We start from the raw sequence: 18,259 nt of genomic DNA, 5'->3' as shown, positions 1-18,259 counted from the left end.
TGAGGAAGACACTTTTTTGTTTGCATAGGGAATAGTTCAGAATACCTAACGAGTATAAAATTTTGGAATAGAAAATTCATGTTCATGTATTACTGGAAAAGTAGTTTTTTTGCTTGAATCTTCAAAAAAATAGCGATATATATAGGTTTATCGCAATGATTTTCGAATAAAGCATGAAAATATATAAAAATTTTAAAGGTTTCCCTATAAATCGACAAAAATTTTATGTGAAATGAGTTACTATTGAACTGCATCTAAAGTTGCAGTGATAAGTAGAGAGAATTTATATAAAAATTCAAGGAGCCAGAGTCATGCGAGAAAGAATGCTGTTCCTTTCAGCACAGAATCAAAGCGCAGAGGATCTAGAAGGAGAAATGAGAACAGGGAGTATTCTCGAGATTTTGCTAGGGAAATTTGATGTTGATTTGCTGACGTATGCCAGTACGCACAAGGATATGTCTACAAATGATGGAACTGCACTAACGGTTCATTACATTAACGGGTGCATTAACTCGTGGAGATCTATGCTGCGTCCCTTACATATATTACGGAATTTCACTAATCGGAGTCATGCGGAGAAAGACATGAAGAGTACCATCATGGAGCTTTGTAGATCGAATAATTACAGACATGTATTTATATCGCATAGCTTGCTGGGAAATTGCATTGATATGGTTCGTAATCTGCTTCCTGAGGCCAGTATTATTACAGATACGTATCGTTTTGAGAGCGGGCTTGCCGTTGGAAAAGAAATTGGGAAGCCGAGCAGCAGTAATCCTTATTATAAACTAAATGAGGCTTTGGTTCGGCGGAATAAGCGGAGACTAATGAATAAAACGGGTGTACTCTTGGCAACCTCGGAATGGGATGCCCTTTCATTCAAATCTCTATCCTTTGCGGATGCCCGTAAAGTTCATGTTGTTCCTCATTTCATAAAAATGAATGAATACGACACTTTTACTGAGCCTGTTGCAAAAGAAAATTCAATGGTTCTGCACTGGAATATGAACACCAGACAGGGGATTAAGGCTGCCCAAAACTTCTTTAAGAAAAGCTACCCTTTGATTAAAGAACAAGTGCCTGATATCAAGTGTTACATCACCAGTCATGAGGTTCATACGGATGTATTGTCGCTTGTAAAGGATGATGTATCAGTTATTATCACTGGACCTTTGAAACCATCTGCTGATTATATACGTCGTGCTAAAGCGGTACTTGTGCCTATCCTTGAAGGTTGTGAAGTCTCCAGAAATATTCTGGAATCATGGGCACTCAAAACGCCGGTGGTTACAAGTTCTATAGTATGCGAGCGATTGAACTGTGAGCATAACCGTAATATTTTGCTTGCTAATACCTCAGTTGATGTTGTTGTTAGCGTAATAACGTTGTTAAAGAATCCTGAGATGGCAACGATTATTGCTGATCGGGCGCATCGCACATTGTTGAAGGATTACGAAGTGAATTATGTGAAGAATAAGATTCTTAGTCTTGTGTAAATGGTACGCCCGAGAAGGCTCTGCCTACAGTATTTTAAAAAAACCGCGAGGGACGTTTTAAGGTCCTACGCGGTTTTTTCATTTTTGTATGATTTTACAGCAGGTTGCGGCGTAATTCTTCTGGAGATTTCGGAGACAACATTCCAAGTGGAATATCGAATACTGTACGCGCTCCACTCTGTCCTTCTTGACTCATACGCTGAGCGGCTCTGGCATAGGCCACGAGAACACTAGCTGTAAATTCTGGATTGCTCTCCAGCTTCAGACCGAATTCAACAATCTGCTTCGTACCTTCCCCTGTTACACCACTGCGAATAACAAACCCGCCGTGCGGAATTCCGCTATGCTGAGCTGCCAATTCTTCTTCAGTGATGAAAGTAACCGTAGTATCATAATCTGCAAAATAGTTCGGCATATTCACGATTTCTGCACGAATGCGTTCTTGATCTGCCCCTGCCTCAGCCACTACAAAACACTCTCTAAGGTGTTTTTGGCGAGTGGTAAGCTCTGGTGTTTCACCAGCGCGAATGGCCTCAATAACCTCTTGTACTGGAACGGTATATTGTACACCAGCTTTAACTCCATCTACTCTGCGGATCGCATCGGAGTGGCCTTGGCTAACGCCTTTGCCCCAGAAGGTGTATTCTTTACCTTGTGGAAGAATAGCTTCAGCGAGCAGACGATTCATTGAGAATAAGCCTGGATCCCAACCAGTAGAAATTACGCTGAGTGTTCCACCTTGTTTAGCTGCGGCGTCAACAGTCTCGTAGAACTCGGGGATTTTGGCATGAGTATCAAAGCTGTCCACGGTATTAAACATCCGGGCAATGGCTGGTGTTTGTTCTGGCAGATCGGTAGCCGATCCTCCGCATAGAATCATAACATCCACTTTACCCTTATATTGTTCGACGGCAGAGATGTGTTCGAACTTCACACCGGCTTCTCCGGCTTCCAGTTGTCCAGGTTCTCTGCGCGTAAAGATCGCAACTAGCTCGATATCTTCACTTTGGTTGATAGCCTTACGTACACCTTTTCCTAAATTTCCGTAGCCTACAATAGCTGCTTGAATTTTTTGTTTCAGAAGAAGCCCTCCTAATCAGTAGTGAACTAAAGCATCATTTCTAGCTTACCTAGTATAGTGTACACTTTTAGCTCTTTTTATATAGTATATAAAAGGTACATGTAATGTAAACTGAATCTGCATAATCTTTCATAATTCCTATGGCTTAAAAATAGCATATCTCTCTATTGTCTATCATATATTTACTTATAGATTAGATGAGGTGAGGTGTAACTGTTGAATAACGGAAGAATGACATTCCGATTTGACGTGAACAAGGACGAGCCTAAACCAAAGCCTAAAGTGGTGGAGCGCTGGTCAAATGGCGGATTGGGCACAGCTGAAGAGTACGCTGAGGGACTGCGTCAAGAGGTAGGTCCAGCACAGCAAACATGGCTTTATGAGCCTGATTTTCGTTCCACGCATGAGGCACCACCGGAAGATTCCTATGACTATTACTCGGGTACTGTAGATCCACGCCAGGAAGAATGGGACGAACAGGATAAGGATTTTAGATATACACAGCAATCGTATCTTCTGTCAGATATGGTTTCGGATAGCAGGGATAAATTAGAGAATGTATCCTCTGGCAGTTACGGAGGCTCTTATCATACTCGACGTCCTTCGTATTGGTGGAAATTAGCTCTTTCTGTTACGGGAGCCATCGGCACAGGGGTACTGCTTGGTTATGCTGCACTTTCTTTCTTTTACGGAGGGAATATGGACAGTAGCTCTGGAAATGGGACAGCAGACATGGCGGCTACTTCAGTGCAGTCCAGTGGAGCTAAAGATCCGGCAGGTGTAGGTACATCAGGATTACCAGTGACGGGTACTGAAAATGCAGGGAAGAACACCATCCCAGTTCAAGTAGCTGCGCAAAGCTATTATCTGCTGCAGTACGGAGTATTCAGTACACCTGCAGGCGCTGAAGAGGCTCGTCAGGAGCTGTTAACTGCAGGTTTGGCCGCGGGTATGGATCCTGCCGACGGCAATCGTGTGTATGCTGGAATATCATCCGACCGTGAACAGGCCAAGCTACTTAGCAGCGGACTAAAGAATCAGGGTATTGAGCTGTATGTGAGAGAGGTGGCACTTCCCGGGGCTGAACAGCTTGTCTATACCGGTAATGCAGAGGAAGTGAAGAACTATTTCTCCGTGAGTGGGCAACTGCTCAGTGAACTAAGCAGTCAATCTGCTTCTTTACTTAGCGCTGGCCAAACTAGTACGACAGCAAATACCTCCGCTGTGAGTGATCTCCATCTGCAATGGAATGAAGCAGTAAAAGTGCTGGAACAAGGCGTATCTCCTGAAGCCAAAAGCATTTGCGCAGCGTTAGAGAAATCAATGAGCCAAGGGATATCAGCCTGGAGTGAATATAACAAGAACAAGGCTCAGGGCCTACTTTGGGAAGTGCAAGAATCGATGCTGAGCTTTTTGACTAGCCAGAAACAGCTACTAACTGCAATGAATTAACTGATAGATTGTTGACTTTAAAAACAGCAAGCCTCCAGATGTGGGGGCTTGCTGTTTTGGCGCGAAAGAGGAAATTATCCCTATATAACTTAAACTATAATTGATACGGAGGATGGTATCGCTCCGCAACTTTTAGTGCAAATGGTGGTAAACATTACCGTAAGGGATTTTACGTTTGTATTGATCACAATTTCACCGTATAATAATTAGGGTGTCAAAAAATGGCGAGGGAAGACTGAGATGAAGAAGAAAAATGTAGGAACACTGCTGTTATTTCTAATTCTAGGCTGGCTGGCTGGAGCCTGGATCGCCAAGCTACTGCAGCCGGTAAAGGCTCTTTCTTTTCTAACAACATCGACTGTGCTTAAGTGGTCTCCGCGAGCCGATTTGGACATCATAACCTATGACATCACTATTCATTTGAAATTGTGCATGCTAAGTCTCGTCGGTATTATTACAGCTGTATGGCTGTACCGAAGACTGTAACTCTCGTTACTGATCAAGAAGGGACGTTTACAACGTGGACAACTCACAACACATTATTTTAGCCTCAGGTTCACCGCGTCGACGAGAGCTTTTGTCTTTACTGGGCTTGCCTTTTGAGGTCATTACCAGCGAAGCGGACGAAAGCACACCACCGGACTTTACTCCGGAGCAAATCGTGCGCAGTTTGGCTCTTCGAAAAGCAGAGGCTGTAGTGGCTGCAGCAGGAGAGCGTAACGCAGTAATTATTGGTAGTGATACGATTGTTGTACTAGATAACACTGTGCTAGGCAAACCGGTGGACGAGCTGGACAGTAAATCGATGCTTACCAGACTTCAGGGCCGGAATCATAAGGTATACACGGGTGTAGCCTGTATTGGACTTCCGCATGGAAAGACTATAGTGGAGCACCGTGTTACTTCCGTAACGATGAGAGCAATGACGGAGAATGAAATTATTGCTTATATAGCTACGGGAGAGCCCGCTGATAAGGCTGGCTCTTATGCGATACAAGGGCTTGGCTCAACCTTGGTGGAACGAATTGAAGGCTGTTATTTCAATGTTGTCGGATTGCCGCTGTCGCTTCTTGGCGAAATGCTGTCCGAGTTCGGTATAACTGTATTGAACCGGTAGGAAGCTTGGGAAAGAGGGATAGGGATGGAGTCGCAATCAGTAATGCTGCGGGACCTCCCCCATGAAGAACGACCAAGAGAGCGCATGATGCATTATGGGGCGGAATCATTAAGTCAAGCGGAGTTGTTAGCCATTCTGCTGCGTACGGGAACACGCCGTGAATCGGCTATTCATATTGCACAGCAGATGCTGGGGAAAATCGGTGGCCTGCGTGGGCTAGTTGACCTTAGCATCGAAGAACTGACCGAAATCAAAGGTATCGGCCCTGCCAAGGCCGTGCAACTAAAAGCAGGCATCGAACTTGGAAGGCGCCTTGCGAACTCCAGGTTTAACATGCCAGTCATTATCCGTTGTCCTGAGGACGCTGCGGAGATACTGACTGAGCAATTGCGTTATCTGCAGAAGGAGCATTTTGTCTGCTTGTTTCTGAATACGAAGAATCATGTGATAGGACAAGAAACGTTGTCTATGGGCAGTCTTAATGCTTCGATTGTTCATCCTCGTGAGGTATTCCGAGCAGCTATAAAATGTAGTAGTGCCTCTATCATATGCGCACATAATCATCCTAGTGGTGATCCAACGCCTAGTCCTGAGGATATCTCCTTGACCTCAAGACTGCTTCAGGCAGGCGAGATTGTCGGGATTGACGTGTTAGATCATCTAATTATCGGTGATAGCAGCTTTGTAAGCTTGAAAGAAAAAGGACACATGTAATATAAATGTGAAGATTTACTTAGGAAAAGGAGAATTAGCATGTTGGGTAGTTTTACGAAAGATTTAGGAATTGACTTGGGGACAGCGAATACGCTTGTCTATGTACGCGGTAAGGGGATCGTTGTAAGAGAGCCTTCCGTTGTAGCCATTAACACTGACACTAAGACGATTGAAGCCGTGGGTGAATCCGCTAAAAAGATGATCGGTCGTACACCGGGAAACATTCGTGCGATCCGTCCGATGAAGGATGGCGTTATCGCTGATTTTGACACAACGGCTACGATGATAAAATATTTTATTCGTCAAGCACAGAAACAACGTTCTATGTTCCAACGTCACCCTAATGTAATGGTCTGCGTACCATCCGGCATTACTGCTGTAGAGCAACGTGCTGTAGAAGATGCTACTAGACAAGCTGGTGCTCGCGAAGCTTACATTATCGAGGAACCTTTTGCTGCAGCGATTGGTGCAGATCTACCGGTATGGGAGCCAACAGGAAGTATGGTTGTTGATATCGGCGGAGGTACTACTGAAGTTGCTGTAATTTCACTCGGCGGTATTGTTACTAGTCGTTCCGTACGTGTTGCGGGTGATGAAGCGGATGAGTCCATCATTCAGTACATCAAACGTCAGTACAATCTGATGATTGGTGAACGTACTTCGGAACAGCTTAAAATGGATGTAGGTTCTGCCTTGCCACTTGAGAAAGCTGAGACTATGGAAATTCGCGGACGCGATCTCGTTACAGGCCTGCCAAAGACGCTTACAATTACTTCTGATGAGATCTGTGAAGCATTGTCCGATACAGTGAGTTCTATTATTGAAGCTGTTAAAGTAACTTTGGAAAAATGTCCACCGGAGCTCGCAGCAGATATTATGGATCGCGGGATTGTCTTGACAGGTGGAGGCGCCTTGCTTCGTAACTTGGATAAACTGCTTGCGCGTGAAACTGGAATGCCAGTTATTGTCGCTGAGAACCCTCTGGATTGTGTAGCGATTGGAACAGGAAAGGCGCTTGATAATATCCATTTGTTCAAGAGTCGCAGCAGTTCCAGTCTTCGCTCTAAGAGATAAGCCTATGTATTGCCACTTGTGTACGTCAACCCCTGTTATGGGAGAAATACTGTTGTTAGAGGGTGTTGAAACTGTTTAAACTCTTAAGCAATAAACGTCTGTTTATTCTGTTGATTACACTGGTGCTGTTCATTGTGGTGATGGGCTTCAGCTTGGCATCAAGGAGTTCCTTGTCCTGGCCGGAGAACTTTCTTAGAGATACTACTGGTTTCGTGCAAAAAATGTTCTACAAGCCCGCTGGATATGTAGCGGGCTTGTTTGAAGATATCGGAAATCTGAAAGATCTTTCTAAGGAAAATGAGCAGCTGAAGATTCTAGCCGCCCAATATGCACGTGATAAAGCGCAATACAATTTCATTCAGGTAGAAAATGAGCAGTTAAAGGAACAGTTGAAGTTCACGAAAGCTCAGGAGGAATTGTATAAATATCAATACCATATTGCGCAGGTGGTTAGTCAGACAACAGAACCAAGCAATAGTACGATTGTAATCGATTTAGGTGCTAAAGATGGCGTTCGACCAAATATGTCTGTGATTTCGGTGGATGGTTTGGTGGGTGTTATTAGTCAAGTCAGCAATTTCACCTCTACGGTGAAGCTGATGACCATGATGGATACGAATGACCCTAATTCTCAGCCGCCAATTGCGGCAACCGCTATTAACAAAGAGGGCAAAACCTTTGGTATGATTGAAAGCTATGATCCGAAGACAAACAAGTTATTGATGAACAAGATCCCGCCAGGTGATCCTATTGCGCCGAAGGATGTTATCGTTTCTTCTGGTATTGGGGGATTGTATCCGCGAGGATTGACCATCGGTACCGTTGAAAGCGTTGAGGTTGGTGAATTTGGATTAACCTCCACAGCAGTGATTAAGCCTTCAGCAGAATTTCAAGACTGGAAGCAGCTGATTGTTGTTTTTACGGAGGAGCGTGCTGAATAGTGAATATGCGCAGATCTGTTCTTGTTCTGTTACTGTTCCTCTTGTTCATTCTGGAGGGAACCATTCTGCCTTGGCTGATTCCAGATGTATGGCAGATGCGAATTATTCCGAATCTAGTGTTCGTTGTGCTATTGTTCGTGGCTGTATATCATCATCGTCATACAGCGCTTATACTGGGCCTAACTTTCGGACTATTACATGATGTCGTTTTTTATGGCAGAATTCTAGGAGCACATTCTTTTGCGATGGGTCTGTCGGCTTATTTAATTGGCCTTCTGTTTCAGATTCCGCGTGCGCCACTGCCTCTTATGATGACTGTGATTCTGCTCGGAAGCTTGCTAGAGGATAGTGTGTTATTTGGTATTTATAGTGTATTCAATCTCAATCAGGAGCCTTATAGCTGGGCTATTTTGAATCATATGCTACCAACGATGCTCTTTCATTTTGCTATTGCTCTGATCCTCTACATACCGTTACGACGCCAGCTTGAGCTGATCAAGAAAGAGAAGAGTACGGAAGAAGCGGCATAAAGAAGCTTCTATTTTCTTTCTTAACAAAGCAGGAATTTAAGGGGCCCGGCACGAATGAATGAGGATAGGGGGCCAGGCATATGACAGTAAAATCCAAGCATGTAAGGATTAAGGGCATCAAGGATGGCCTGATATTCCTGCTAGACGACAAGTGTCCCTTCGAAGATCTTCTGAGCGAGCTTCGCTATAAGTTGGAGCACAGCCATCAAAATATTTTGACTGGACCGATTGTCCATGTAGATATTAAGCTGGGCAATCGTCCCGTAACTGAGGAAGATAAGGAAGCTGTGCTGGAGATTCTGAAGGGACAGGGAAATCTACTGATTCGTTCCATAGAGGCGCTTCCAGTGCCCGGCAGTGAGGATAATGACGCGTTGTTTCTTATGAGCGGGATTCTTCGTTCCGGTCAGGTGCTGCACCATGATGGAAATCTTTTATATCTGGGGGATGTGAACCCAGGAGGAACTATTACCTGTTCAGGCGATATCTATATTCTAGGATCACTTAGAGGTATGGCGCATGCTGGAGTAGATGGAAATGAAGAGGCGATTATCGCTGCTTCATTAATGTCTCCGACACAACTGCGAATTGCTGATATTATCAGTCGTCCTCCCGATGAGTGGGAAACCCGAGAAAGCAGTATGGAGTTTGCATATTTAACGAACGGAGCTATGCAAATCGATAAAATTCATAATTTAGTCAAAGTACGTCAGGATTTAAATGTGTTTAAAGGGGTGTAGCCTCCATGGGAGAAGCGATAGTCGTAACCTCGGGCAAAGGCGGAGTTGGCAAAACAACCACAACAGCCAATATTGGAACCGCACTTGCACTGCAGGGTAAAAAAGTATGTCTCGTCGATACCGACATTGGACTGCGTAATCTGGATGTAGTAATGGGGCTTGAGAATCGTATTATTTATGATCTTGTGGATGTAGCGGAGGGTCGTTGTCGCCTAAATCAAGCACTCGTTAAAGACAAACGCTTTGATGAGTTGTATATGTTGCCCGCAGCTCAAACGAAGGATAAAACGTCCGTCACTCCTGAACAAGTAAAAGATATTATTCTCGAACTGAAGAAGGAATATGAATATATTTTGATTGATTGTCCAGCAGGGATTGAACATGGCTTCCGCAATGCGATTGCCGGTGCGGATAAAGCGATCGTGGTTACCACACCAGAGCATGCTGCTGTGCGGGATGCGGATCGTATTATCGGACTGCTTGAGCAGTCACATGTCGAATCGCCAAAGCTGGTGGTAAATCGTATTCGCCCAGGTCTTGTGAAGTCTGGGGATATGCTTGATATTGAGGATATTTTACAGGTGTTGAATATTGATCTTATCGGAATTGTTCCGGATGATGAACTGGTCATTAAGGCCGCAAATAGTGGAGAGCCTACAGTTATGAATCCCGATTCGTCAGCAGCTATTGCCTACCGCAATATTGCTCGTAGAATTTTAGGTGATGCTGTGCCGCTAATGCAGCTTGATCGGAAACCGGGAGCATTTAAGAAGTTCAAGAAATTTTTCGGTATGGCTTAATTCTGCAAAATATAAGAAAGATAAGTTTCACACAATACTTTATGTCTTATATTTCTCGCTAAAACGCTTACCGTCCTTATAAGGACGCCGAATGCGTTTTTGCTTGCCAAGCAATCTTACTATAGAAGCATTAACGGTCCCACCACTAGAGAAATCTATGGGTGGGATTTATTTATTTAGTGGTATTTAAGTGCTCCACCTTGGGCGGGCTTGTTCTAAAGAGACTTCCGTGCTTCATAAAATGGAAGTAAAACAAGCCCGTCCGGAGGGATAAACATGGATCTCAAATCAGATATCAAGAATCGCCGCAAGGAGCGTATCCGTAGTTTGCTGGAGGAAATCCCGAATATAGAAACAGCAGAGGTGCCTCCGTTATTCGTTATGCCCGAAAAGAGTACGAGCTTCAAGGAGTGGGGTACGGGGTTTAAGAAAAATGAGGAGCAATCATCTATAGAGCCTGATCCGGAAGTGATGTGGAAAGAGAGACGGGGTGGCTGGGAGGAACCAGGAGGAGGAGGTTCTAAATTTTCTTCCGGTTTTATTCGACGGGTTATAGCCAGTGTGCTTGTGTTTGGAGCGGTGTGGGGAGTTTTTACAGTTCACCAGCCATGGTCCTATAAAGTCCAAGCCTTTATTAGTGATGCCTTGAGTAATGACATGGATTTCACAGCAGTGCGGGTCTGGTATGAGGAGAATTTTAATGGTGCACCGGCGTTCATACCGATATTTGGTGACAAAGACGAACCTGCTCAAAAGGCAGCAGCTCAACATGAGCTTAGTGCTCCGGTAGCTGGAAGCATTGTGGAGCCCTTTGCTTCCACGCTAAAAGGTGTAGAAATTATGCCTCAAATCGATTCAACCTCAAATGTGACGGTGAAGAGTATAGACATGGGACGTGTTCTTTCCATTTCCAAAGAATTGGACGGTGGCATTCGAATTGCAGTTCAACATTCTGGAGGAATCACAGCAGAATACGGACATTTAAATGGCACTAAGCTGGAGATTGATGACTGGATTCAGAGTGGAGATGAACTCGGGTGGATGCTGGAGAAAGAGGGCTCCTCAGCTCCAACGCTATTCTTTGCAGTGATGAAAGACAAGACTTATATTGATCCTACAGAAGTGGTATCGTTTGATTAGGATCTTAGGGATTGATCTGTCACTACATCCATTGTTCGTAATCATTATGTTGTTCTCTGTACTCACAGGACAATTTCTGGAGTTGCTAACTTTATTTACGATCGTCCTCATTCATGAAATAGGACATGTGGTGGCTGCCCTTTTAGTTGGTGTTACAGTCAAATCGGTTCAGCTTCTTCCGTTTGGCGGAGTTGCGGTTATTGAGGATCATGGGCGGCTCACCGCTAGTCGTGAGATTGGTATTGCACTTGCCGGTCCGCTGCAAAATGGCATCATGATTGTTATGGCTCTTGGGCTTCAGCAAGCAGGTTATGGTAATCAGGAATTTTTAGTCTATTTTATAAATGCTAATGCCATTATTGCGCTCTTTAATCTTTTGCCTGTTCTGCCACTTGACGGAGGCAAAGTACTTCAGGCTACAGTTAGTTTATTTCTTCCTTATTACTATACTTTGCTATGGAGCGGACGAGTGAGTGTTGCTGCAAGCATTTTTGTGATTGTTTATGCGCTATTGCCTCTTGGAGCGGGCGGAGGCTTGAGGCTGAATATGGTTATGATCGGTGCTTTTTTATTGTATTCAAATCTCACGGATCATCGGAATTTACCGTACCGATTTGTTGCGTTTTTGATGAATAGGGAGGCGGTTTATGAGTATCATTTGCGGACAGGAAGTGTGGCTCGTCCAATTGTTGCCTTATCTGCGAAACCTTTAGATGCTATATTGCGTCTATTTAAACGTAATCAATATCATTTTATCTATGTATTAAACGGCGAAGGAAATGTTGTTGCTGTTGTGCCGGAACAGCGCTTAATATCTACCTACTTCGGAATGTAGTGTATTTATGCAGAGCGTGAGAAGGGATGAATGAATGAACGAAACCAGAGGTGAAGCCATGAAACAGATGATCGTTCACTGCACGCAGCACATTACCCGAATGGCTCTTCTGGAGAACGGAAGGCTTGTGGAGTACGCGGCTGAACGCGATCAGCAGCAAGGGCTGGTCGGAAGTTATTATAAAGGCCGTGTGATTAACGTACTTCCAGGTATGCAGGCTGCTTTTGTTGACATTGGACAGAAGAAGAATGCTTTTTTATATGTTGATGATGTATTGCACCCTCATTTGGATAGACAGCCGGATGTGAAGCCTTCTATCGAGACGCTTTTGCAGCCGGGTCAGGATATTGTTGTACAAGTAAGAAAAGAGCCTAGTGGCGGCAAAGGTGCGCGTGTAACGACCCATTATACATTGCCCGGTCGCTGGATGGTGTACATGCCTTTTGCCGATTATGTTGGGGTATCCAAAAAAATAAGTCGCGATGCAGAACGTAGCCGGCTCAAAGGAATTGGTGAACGTCTGCGAATGAAAGAAGAGGGGGTTATTATGCGGACCGTCTCTCAGGATGAGCCGCATGAAGCAGTGGAGGGTGATCTTTCATTTTTACGTGCGCAATGGGATAACATTACACGTCGGGCACAAACTGCAGAAGCCCCAGCTCTACTTCATCGTGATCTTAGTATTGTTCAGCGTTTTATAAGAGATGCTTTTAATCCACAGCGTGATCAGTTGATTATAGATTCTCCAGTTGCAGTTAAAGAAGCCAAGGCATTTCTGGATGACATGGCACCTGATGGGTACAAGCCTGTGAGTTTATATAATGGACCGGAGTCCATTTTTACAGCTTATGGGGTACAGGAACAGTTGCACAAGAGCTTCAGTCGCAAGATCACGCTGGAGGGCGGAGCGACAATGATCTGGGATGAGACGGAGGCGCTCACCGTTATTGACGTGAACACTGCGCAATACATTGGAGGAGCATCCCTTGAAGAGACGGTGACGAATACTAATTTGCTTGCAGCAGAGGAGATTGGTCGTCTGATCCGTTTGCGAGATACGGGCGGAATTATTATTGTTGATTTTATTGATATGGAAGAAGAGATACACCGTAAAATGGTTACCGAGCGGCTGGAGAAAGTGATCTGCAAGGATCGAACCAAAACCCATATTCTCGGTTGGACAAGACTTGGACTCCTCGAGATGACCCGGAAGAAGGCAAGACATGATTCAGCCAGCTTCGCACCTATCCTTTGTCAGTGCTGTGGAGGGACTGGGAAAGTTGGAGAATGGATGGAATGAGTTGACGATGGGCGATAAGTATGATAATATCTTCAAGTATGTGTTTGATTGATTCGGTCCTGCACATGCTGTAACCGCTCCGATCGGGTACATAAGTGCAGTTCCCACGGGAATCTGCCACCTAGACTAGGCGAGTCTGAGACATGAGGAGGTGCAAGTAAAATGTATGCAATTATCGAAACTGGCGGTAAACAATACAAAGTCCAAGAGGGCGATGTTTTGTTCATTGAGAAGTTGGAAGCTGAAGACGGCGCAAGTGTAACTTTTGACCGTGTATTGGCTGTTTCTAACGAAGGTGGTCTGACTGCAGGAACTCCGCTCGTAAGCGGCGCGTCTGTAACAGCTAAAGTCGAGAAACATGGTAAAGGCGCTAAGGTTGTAGTTTACAAATACAAACCTAAGAAGAACTACCACAAGAAACAAGGCCATCGTCAACCGTACACGAAAGTAACTATCGAGAAGATTCAAGCGTAAGAAGGTGCGTGAATGATTAACGTACGGATTACACGATCTTCGGATCTAGGAACTATCGTTGGCTTTGAGGTAAAAGGGCACGCGGGTTATGCAAAGCGTGGCGAAGATATCGTATGTGCCGGTGTTTCGGCCGTAACGGTTGGAACCGTCAATTCGATTGAGACTTTGACCGGAATCTCCATGGATACATCCATGAAGAACGGATTCCTAAGTGGAACATTAGGTTCCATTGATGATTTCGATACTTCCGCGAAGGTGCAATTGCTGCTTGAATCCATGGTCGTGATGCTAAATGATATCGCAGAATCATACGGAAAGTATCTTCAAATAGAGCAAGTAAATATTTAAAGAAGGAGGTTGACAACATGTTGAAATTGAATCTTCAATTGTTCGCATCGAAAAAAGGTGTAGGTTCCACAAAAAACGGACGGGATTCCCATTCCAAACGTCTTGGCGTGAAACGTGCTGACGGTCAAGCAGTAACCGGCGGCAACATCTTGGTTCGTCAACGCGGAACAAAAATTCACCCAGGCACTAACGTAGGCATCGGTAAAGATGATACGTTGTTCGCATTGGTGGATGGCGTAGTGAAGTTCGAACGTTGGGGCCGCGATCGCAAAAAAGTGAGCGTATACCCAGTTGATGTCGCTCCGGTAGCAGCGGCACTGGAAGCGTAAGCTTACGGAACCATATTTGCATGTAGAAGCCTCCGGCATGAGTGCCGGAGGCTTTTTTGTAGAATATTCAGAAGCGTTTGTGGATACCTCTTTGAGCACTTTAGAAATGTATACCTTCAGAGTTTTAAGAAAACATAAACATCCTTAGACATATGTGAAATCTCACGGTTATCTCTGGTGAACTACAGGGAACTGCTGTGTTATACTAGGAAATGGTAATTGATGAGGGTAATAATCTAAACGAAGTCATGAATTTTGCGAACTGAGGGACGGGGAGAAAGAATGAAATCCTGGAAAAGTGCAATCTGGGCAGTCATGTTATCCGTAATGCTTCCTTTAGGACTCGTGTATTGGCATACTTCCCTTTTGACGTGTCTGTTGCTTGGAATTTGGGTAGCAGCAACGGTTGCTTTCAGTTTGATTTGGAGTCAGCGTCATTGGGAACGGGAACTGCGTATACAAGAGAACACTCTGCAACAGGCGGCGATTCGGACACTGAATCATCATCGTCATGATTGGATGAATGATTTGCAGATTCTTTACGGATATATTCAGCTTGGAAAGCCTGATAAATCCGTGGAGTGTGTGGAAAGAATAAAGGAACGCATAGCGCTTGATAGTCGTATCGCGAAGCTGGGCATTCCTTCATTGGTCTTCTATATCCAATCTTTCCGAACTTACCGGACTAGTCTGGAACTGGAAGTTCAAGTGGAGGAAGGATTGCAACTGGAGGAGAAGCTAAGCCGGGAAGCAGGAGATGAGCTGACTTCAGTGATCATGCAGACCGTACGAGCTTATCAATATAACGGACTGGCTCCTCAGGGTGAAACGCGCAAGCTGCGTCTTGGCTTTATTCAGGATGGAGGAGACATTCTTATCTCCTTCGAAGGTGAGGGAGAGCATGGCAATCCCGAGCAGCTCAAAGGGCAAATTTATAATATAGTACAAGGGAAAATCATGAAAGCGGAGCAGTTTAAGCCCAGCAAGGCTTATGTAGAGCTGCGTTTGCCGCTTGAAATGTGAGGAAGGTGAACATTAATGTTCGTAGATAAAGCTAAGATTTATGTTAAGGGCGGAGACGGCGGGGATGGTATCGTTGCGTTTCGTCGGGAAAAGTATGTACCGGATGGTGGTCCAGCAGGTGGTGACGGTGGCCGTGGTGGCGACGTTATCTTCCGCGTAGATGAGGGCTTGCGTACGCTGATGGATTTCCGTTATCAACGCCATTTTAAAGCGGACAAAGGGATTAAAGGACGTAACAGAAGTCAGCATGGGGCGAACGCTGATCATATGATCGTGCGGATTCCACCTGGAACCATGTTAATTGACGATGATACTCAAGAGATCATCGCCGATTTGACTCGTCATGGTCAGCAAGTTGTTGTTGCCCGTGGGGGTCGTGGGGGTCGTGGGAATGCTCGTTTTGCAACAGCAGCTAATAAGGCTCCAGAGCTAGCAGAGAACGGTGAAGAAGGTCAAGAGCGGTATATTGTCATGGAACTTAAGGTTATGGCTGATGTGGGACTTGTAGGCTTCCCGAGTGTGGGCAAATCTACGCTACTGTCGGTCGTATCCGCAGCTCAACCAAAGATTGGTGCATACCATTTCACTACGATTACACCGAACTTAGGTGTAGTAGATGTTGGGGATGGACGAAGCTTTGTAATGGCGGATCTGCCAGGATTAATAGAGGGAGCTAGTGAAGGCATAGGGCTTGGTCATGAATTCCTGCGTCACGTTGAACGTACACGGATCATTATTCACGTAGTGGATATGTCTGGTTCAGAGGGACGAGATCCCTTCGAGGATTGGGTTCTCATTAATGACGAGCTGAAGCAATATAATGCGGCTCTAATTGATCGTCCTCAAATCGTGGCCGCGAATAAAATGGATATGCCAGAGTCAGAGGAGAATCTCATCGCTTTCCGAGAACGCGTAGCTGAGCTGCGTCCGGATCTTGAGGTTATGCCAATCTCCTCGCTTACCCGTCAGGGTGTTCAGGAGCTGTTATATCGTGCAACGGATATTCTTGATAGTATTCCGGTGGCACCGGTAGTTGAAGATGTATCGGGAACAACTGAACGTAAGGTTTATAAGCTGGAAGCGGAAGATAATAACTCGTTCACCATTACACGTGATAATGAAACATATGTGGTCAACAGCCCTCGTATCGAGAAAATGTTGAAACGTATGCAGCTTAGCACACATGATGCGATTCTAAAGCTCGCCCGGACATTGCGACATATGGGTGTAGATGCAGAGCTTCGTAAACGTGGAGCTGTAGAGGGGACTATTGTCCGTATTGGTGAGTTCGAATTCGAGTTCGTAGAGAATAGCAGTTACTATTAATATTTAGCTGATTACAAAGCGCGACTTGTGTTCTCCTGTAGAGGAAGACACAAGCCGCGCTTTTTTTATTTCCATATCGAGTATATTTTTTTCGTGAAAAGAACCCAAATCACGATATATATCGTATACAATTAATATCGAAATACACAATTTCCCATCCGGGAACGCATACGTTATTCATATATCATAGATGATGAAAGAGGGAATAGCAGATGGCAATTATAGAAGTGGTGAAGTACGACGGTCCTCCGGGGATTTTCGCATGGAAATATCCTAACCAAGAGCTAGGGACATGGACTCAGCTAATCGTTAATGAATCTCAGGAAGCGATCCTATTCAAGGGCGGACAAGCGCTTGATTCCTTTACGGCAGGGCGGCACACCCTGAGCACCGCCAATATTCCTATTTTATCTAATATCGTCAATCTTCCTTTCGGTGGGAAGTCGCCGTTCACAGCAGAAGTATGGTATGTGAACAAGACCAATTCGATGAATGTTAAATGGGGAACCAGCGCACCTTTACAACTCCAGGATCCTAAATACAAAATTATGATTTCTGTTCGTTCCTTCGGACAGTTTGGTGTAAAGGTTGATAACCCGCGCAAATTTTTGTTGCAGCTTGTTGGAACGCTTCCTCAGTTTGATCACAATACGCTCGTGAATTATTTTCGCGGCTTGCTTATGTCGAATATAAATGAACTGATTTCATCCTACCTTGTACATAAGCAAATCAGTATACTGGAGATTAATGCCTATGTTGCAGAGATCTCAAAGCATATCCAGGGGCGGCTAGCATCAACTTTTCTGGATAATGGACTTGAGCTGAATAATTTCTATATTGATTCCATTAATATTCCTGATGATGATCCGGCAACGATTCGATTAAAGGAAGCTTTAGCTAAAAAAGCAGAAATGGATATTATCGGCTTCAACTATCAACAGGAGCGTGGCTTTAACACGATGGAAAAAGCAGCAGGTAATCCTGGCAATCTTGGAGTAGGCATGATGAACACCGGGATGGGGCTTGGACTTGGTATGGGATTCGCTGGACCGGCTATGGATATGGTGAATCGTATGACCCGAGGGATGAGTTTTGATTCAGGGACTACAGTTGTGCGCCAAGAGCGCTCCTGTTCGAAGTGTGGGGTTATGAATTCTGTTGAGGGAAGGTTCTGCAGTGGCTGTGGGCATGCTCTGGAGAGCATTCAGCAAAGCGCATCGTCCGGAAACAAGATCAATTGTTTGGAATGTGGACATGAATTGAAAGCAGGAGCCAAGTTCTGTCCTGGTTGTGGCAATCCTTATCGTGCTTGTCCAACCTGTGGAGCAGATAATCCTGAGGGTGCATCTTCCTGTGTCTCTTGTGGAAAAGAAATGCCTAAAGCCTGTGGTAAATGTGGAGAAATGGTATCACCAGGGGTGAAATTCTGTCCTCACTGTGGAGATAGTTTGGTTATTAAATGCGGAGGTTGTGGGCATGAGCTGAAGCCTGGACAGAAATTTTGTGCAGAGTGTGGAACAAAAGCAGGCTGAAGGAGGA

General features: G+C 44.8%; 20 protein-coding genes and 1 other annotated feature. Of the genes, 19 read left to right on the top strand and 1 reads right to left on the bottom strand.

Going from position 1 to position 18,259, the window contains the following annotated elements:
* Positions 1 to 311: 311 nt before the first annotated feature.
* Positions 312 to 1,496 (top strand): glycosyltransferase, encoded by a 1,185-nt coding sequence (locus MKY99_RS24170; RefSeq protein WP_339266727.1) that lies wholly within the window; start codon positions 312 to 314, stop codon positions 1,494 to 1,496.
* Positions 1,497 to 1,590: 94 nt separating this feature from the next.
* Here the strand turns inward: MKY99_RS24170 and MKY99_RS24165 are convergent, their stop codons facing one another.
* Positions 1,591 to 2,577, bottom strand: coding sequence for a diaminopimelate dehydrogenase (locus MKY99_RS24165; RefSeq protein WP_076286493.1), 987 nt, complete (start codon positions 2,575 to 2,577; stop codon positions 1,591 to 1,593).
* Between the two features lie 216 nt (positions 2,578 to 2,793).
* Between MKY99_RS24165 and MKY99_RS24160 the strand changes: the two genes are divergently transcribed.
* From MKY99_RS24160 to MKY99_RS24075, 18 genes are all read left to right on the top strand, one after another.
* Positions 2,794 to 4,029 carry an SPOR domain-containing protein gene (locus tag MKY99_RS24160; RefSeq protein WP_149645994.1) on the top strand — a complete coding sequence of 412 codons (1,236 nt, stop codon included), beginning with the start codon at positions 2,794 to 2,796 and terminating at the stop codon, positions 4,027 to 4,029.
* Between the two features lie 240 nt (positions 4,030 to 4,269).
* Positions 4,270 to 4,515: a DUF4321 domain-containing protein gene (locus tag MKY99_RS24155; RefSeq protein ID WP_042191180.1), complete on the top strand. Its 246-nt coding sequence runs from the start codon at positions 4,270 to 4,272 to the stop codon at positions 4,513 to 4,515.
* 34 nt (positions 4,516 to 4,549) lie between these two features.
* A complete protein-coding gene (locus MKY99_RS24150) occupies positions 4,550 to 5,146 on the top strand; it encodes a Maf family protein (protein ID WP_042191178.1) in 597 nt (198 codons plus the stop codon).
* A gap of 24 nt (positions 5,147 to 5,170) precedes the next feature.
* Positions 5,171 to 5,860 carry a DNA repair protein RadC gene (gene radC, locus MKY99_RS24145; protein ID WP_042191176.1) on the top strand — a complete coding sequence of 230 codons (690 nt, stop codon included), beginning with the start codon at positions 5,171 to 5,173 and terminating at the stop codon, positions 5,858 to 5,860.
* 39 nt (positions 5,861 to 5,899) lie between these two features.
* A complete protein-coding gene (locus tag MKY99_RS24140; RefSeq protein WP_042191174.1) occupies positions 5,900 to 6,934 on the top strand; it encodes a rod shape-determining protein in 1,035 nt (344 codons plus the stop codon).
* A 62-nt stretch (positions 6,935 to 6,996) separates the two neighbouring features.
* Positions 6,997 to 7,875 carry a rod shape-determining protein MreC gene (gene mreC, locus MKY99_RS24135; RefSeq protein ID WP_042191173.1) on the top strand — a complete coding sequence of 293 codons (879 nt, stop codon included), beginning with the start codon at positions 6,997 to 6,999 and terminating at the stop codon, positions 7,873 to 7,875.
* The gene (gene mreD, locus MKY99_RS24130) at positions 7,875 to 8,405 is read left to right on the top strand and encodes a rod shape-determining protein MreD (RefSeq protein ID WP_081383060.1); all 531 of its coding nucleotides are present in this window, start codon (positions 7,875 to 7,877) and stop codon (positions 8,403 to 8,405) included. The genes mreC and mreD overlap by 1 nt, the downstream gene beginning before the upstream one ends.
* A gap of 80 nt (positions 8,406 to 8,485) precedes the next feature.
* Entirely contained in the window at positions 8,486 to 9,145 is a 660-nt protein-coding gene (minC, locus tag MKY99_RS24125; protein ID WP_042191171.1) for a septum site-determining protein MinC, read from the top strand.
* Positions 9,146 to 9,150: 5 nt separating this feature from the next.
* Positions 9,151 to 9,945: a septum site-determining protein MinD gene (gene minD / locus MKY99_RS24120; RefSeq protein ID WP_042130573.1), complete on the top strand. Its 795-nt coding sequence runs from the start codon at positions 9,151 to 9,153 to the stop codon at positions 9,943 to 9,945.
* A gap of 276 nt (positions 9,946 to 10,221) precedes the next feature.
* Positions 10,222 to 11,085: a M23 family metallopeptidase gene (locus tag MKY99_RS24115; RefSeq protein WP_042191169.1), complete on the top strand. Its 864-nt coding sequence runs from the start codon at positions 10,222 to 10,224 to the stop codon at positions 11,083 to 11,085.
* Positions 11,078 to 11,920 (top strand): M50 family metallopeptidase, encoded by an 843-nt coding sequence (locus tag MKY99_RS24110; protein ID WP_076300739.1) that lies wholly within the window; start codon positions 11,078 to 11,080, stop codon positions 11,918 to 11,920. Before MKY99_RS24115 ends, MKY99_RS24110 begins: the two co-directional genes overlap by 8 nt.
* Positions 11,921 to 11,978: 58 nt before the next feature.
* Complete coding sequence (locus MKY99_RS24105) at positions 11,979 to 13,220, top strand: Rne/Rng family ribonuclease (protein ID WP_042194404.1); 1,242 nt, start codon at positions 11,979 to 11,981, stop codon at positions 13,218 to 13,220.
* A 62-nt stretch (positions 13,221 to 13,282) separates the two neighbouring features.
* Positions 13,283 to 13,368 (top strand) — a sequence feature (ribosomal protein L21 leader region).
* 14 nt (positions 13,369 to 13,382) lie between these two features.
* A complete protein-coding gene (rplU, locus tag MKY99_RS24100) occupies positions 13,383 to 13,694 on the top strand; it encodes a 50S ribosomal protein L21 (RefSeq protein ID WP_042130566.1) in 312 nt (103 codons plus the stop codon).
* Positions 13,695 to 13,706: 12 nt separating this feature from the next.
* Positions 13,707 to 14,042, top strand: coding sequence for a ribosomal-processing cysteine protease Prp (locus tag MKY99_RS24095; protein WP_042191166.1), 336 nt, complete (start codon positions 13,707 to 13,709; stop codon positions 14,040 to 14,042).
* A 17-nt stretch (positions 14,043 to 14,059) separates the two neighbouring features.
* On the top strand, positions 14,060 to 14,371 hold the full coding sequence (gene rpmA, locus MKY99_RS24090; protein ID WP_042130564.1) for a 50S ribosomal protein L27: 312 nt from the start codon (positions 14,060 to 14,062) through the stop codon (positions 14,369 to 14,371).
* A 282-nt stretch (positions 14,372 to 14,653) separates the two neighbouring features.
* The gene (locus MKY99_RS24085; RefSeq protein WP_339266721.1) at positions 14,654 to 15,394 is read left to right on the top strand and encodes a Spo0B domain-containing protein; all 741 of its coding nucleotides are present in this window, start codon (positions 14,654 to 14,656) and stop codon (positions 15,392 to 15,394) included.
* 15 nt (positions 15,395 to 15,409) lie between these two features.
* Complete coding sequence (gene obgE / locus MKY99_RS24080) at positions 15,410 to 16,720, top strand: GTPase ObgE (RefSeq protein WP_339266719.1); 1,311 nt, start codon at positions 15,410 to 15,412, stop codon at positions 16,718 to 16,720.
* A gap of 212 nt (positions 16,721 to 16,932) precedes the next feature.
* On the top strand, positions 16,933 to 18,252 hold the full coding sequence (locus tag MKY99_RS24075) for an SPFH domain-containing protein (RefSeq protein ID WP_339266717.1): 1,320 nt from the start codon (positions 16,933 to 16,935) through the stop codon (positions 18,250 to 18,252).
* Positions 18,253 to 18,259 lie beyond the last annotated feature (7 nt).

It is taken from the genome of Paenibacillus sp. FSL R5-0470 (assembly GCF_037975205.1).
In the GTDB taxonomy this organism is placed as follows: Bacteria; Bacillota; Bacilli; order Paenibacillales; family Paenibacillaceae; genus Paenibacillus_AQ.
This window is presented reverse-complemented; position numbering and strand designations above follow the sequence as displayed.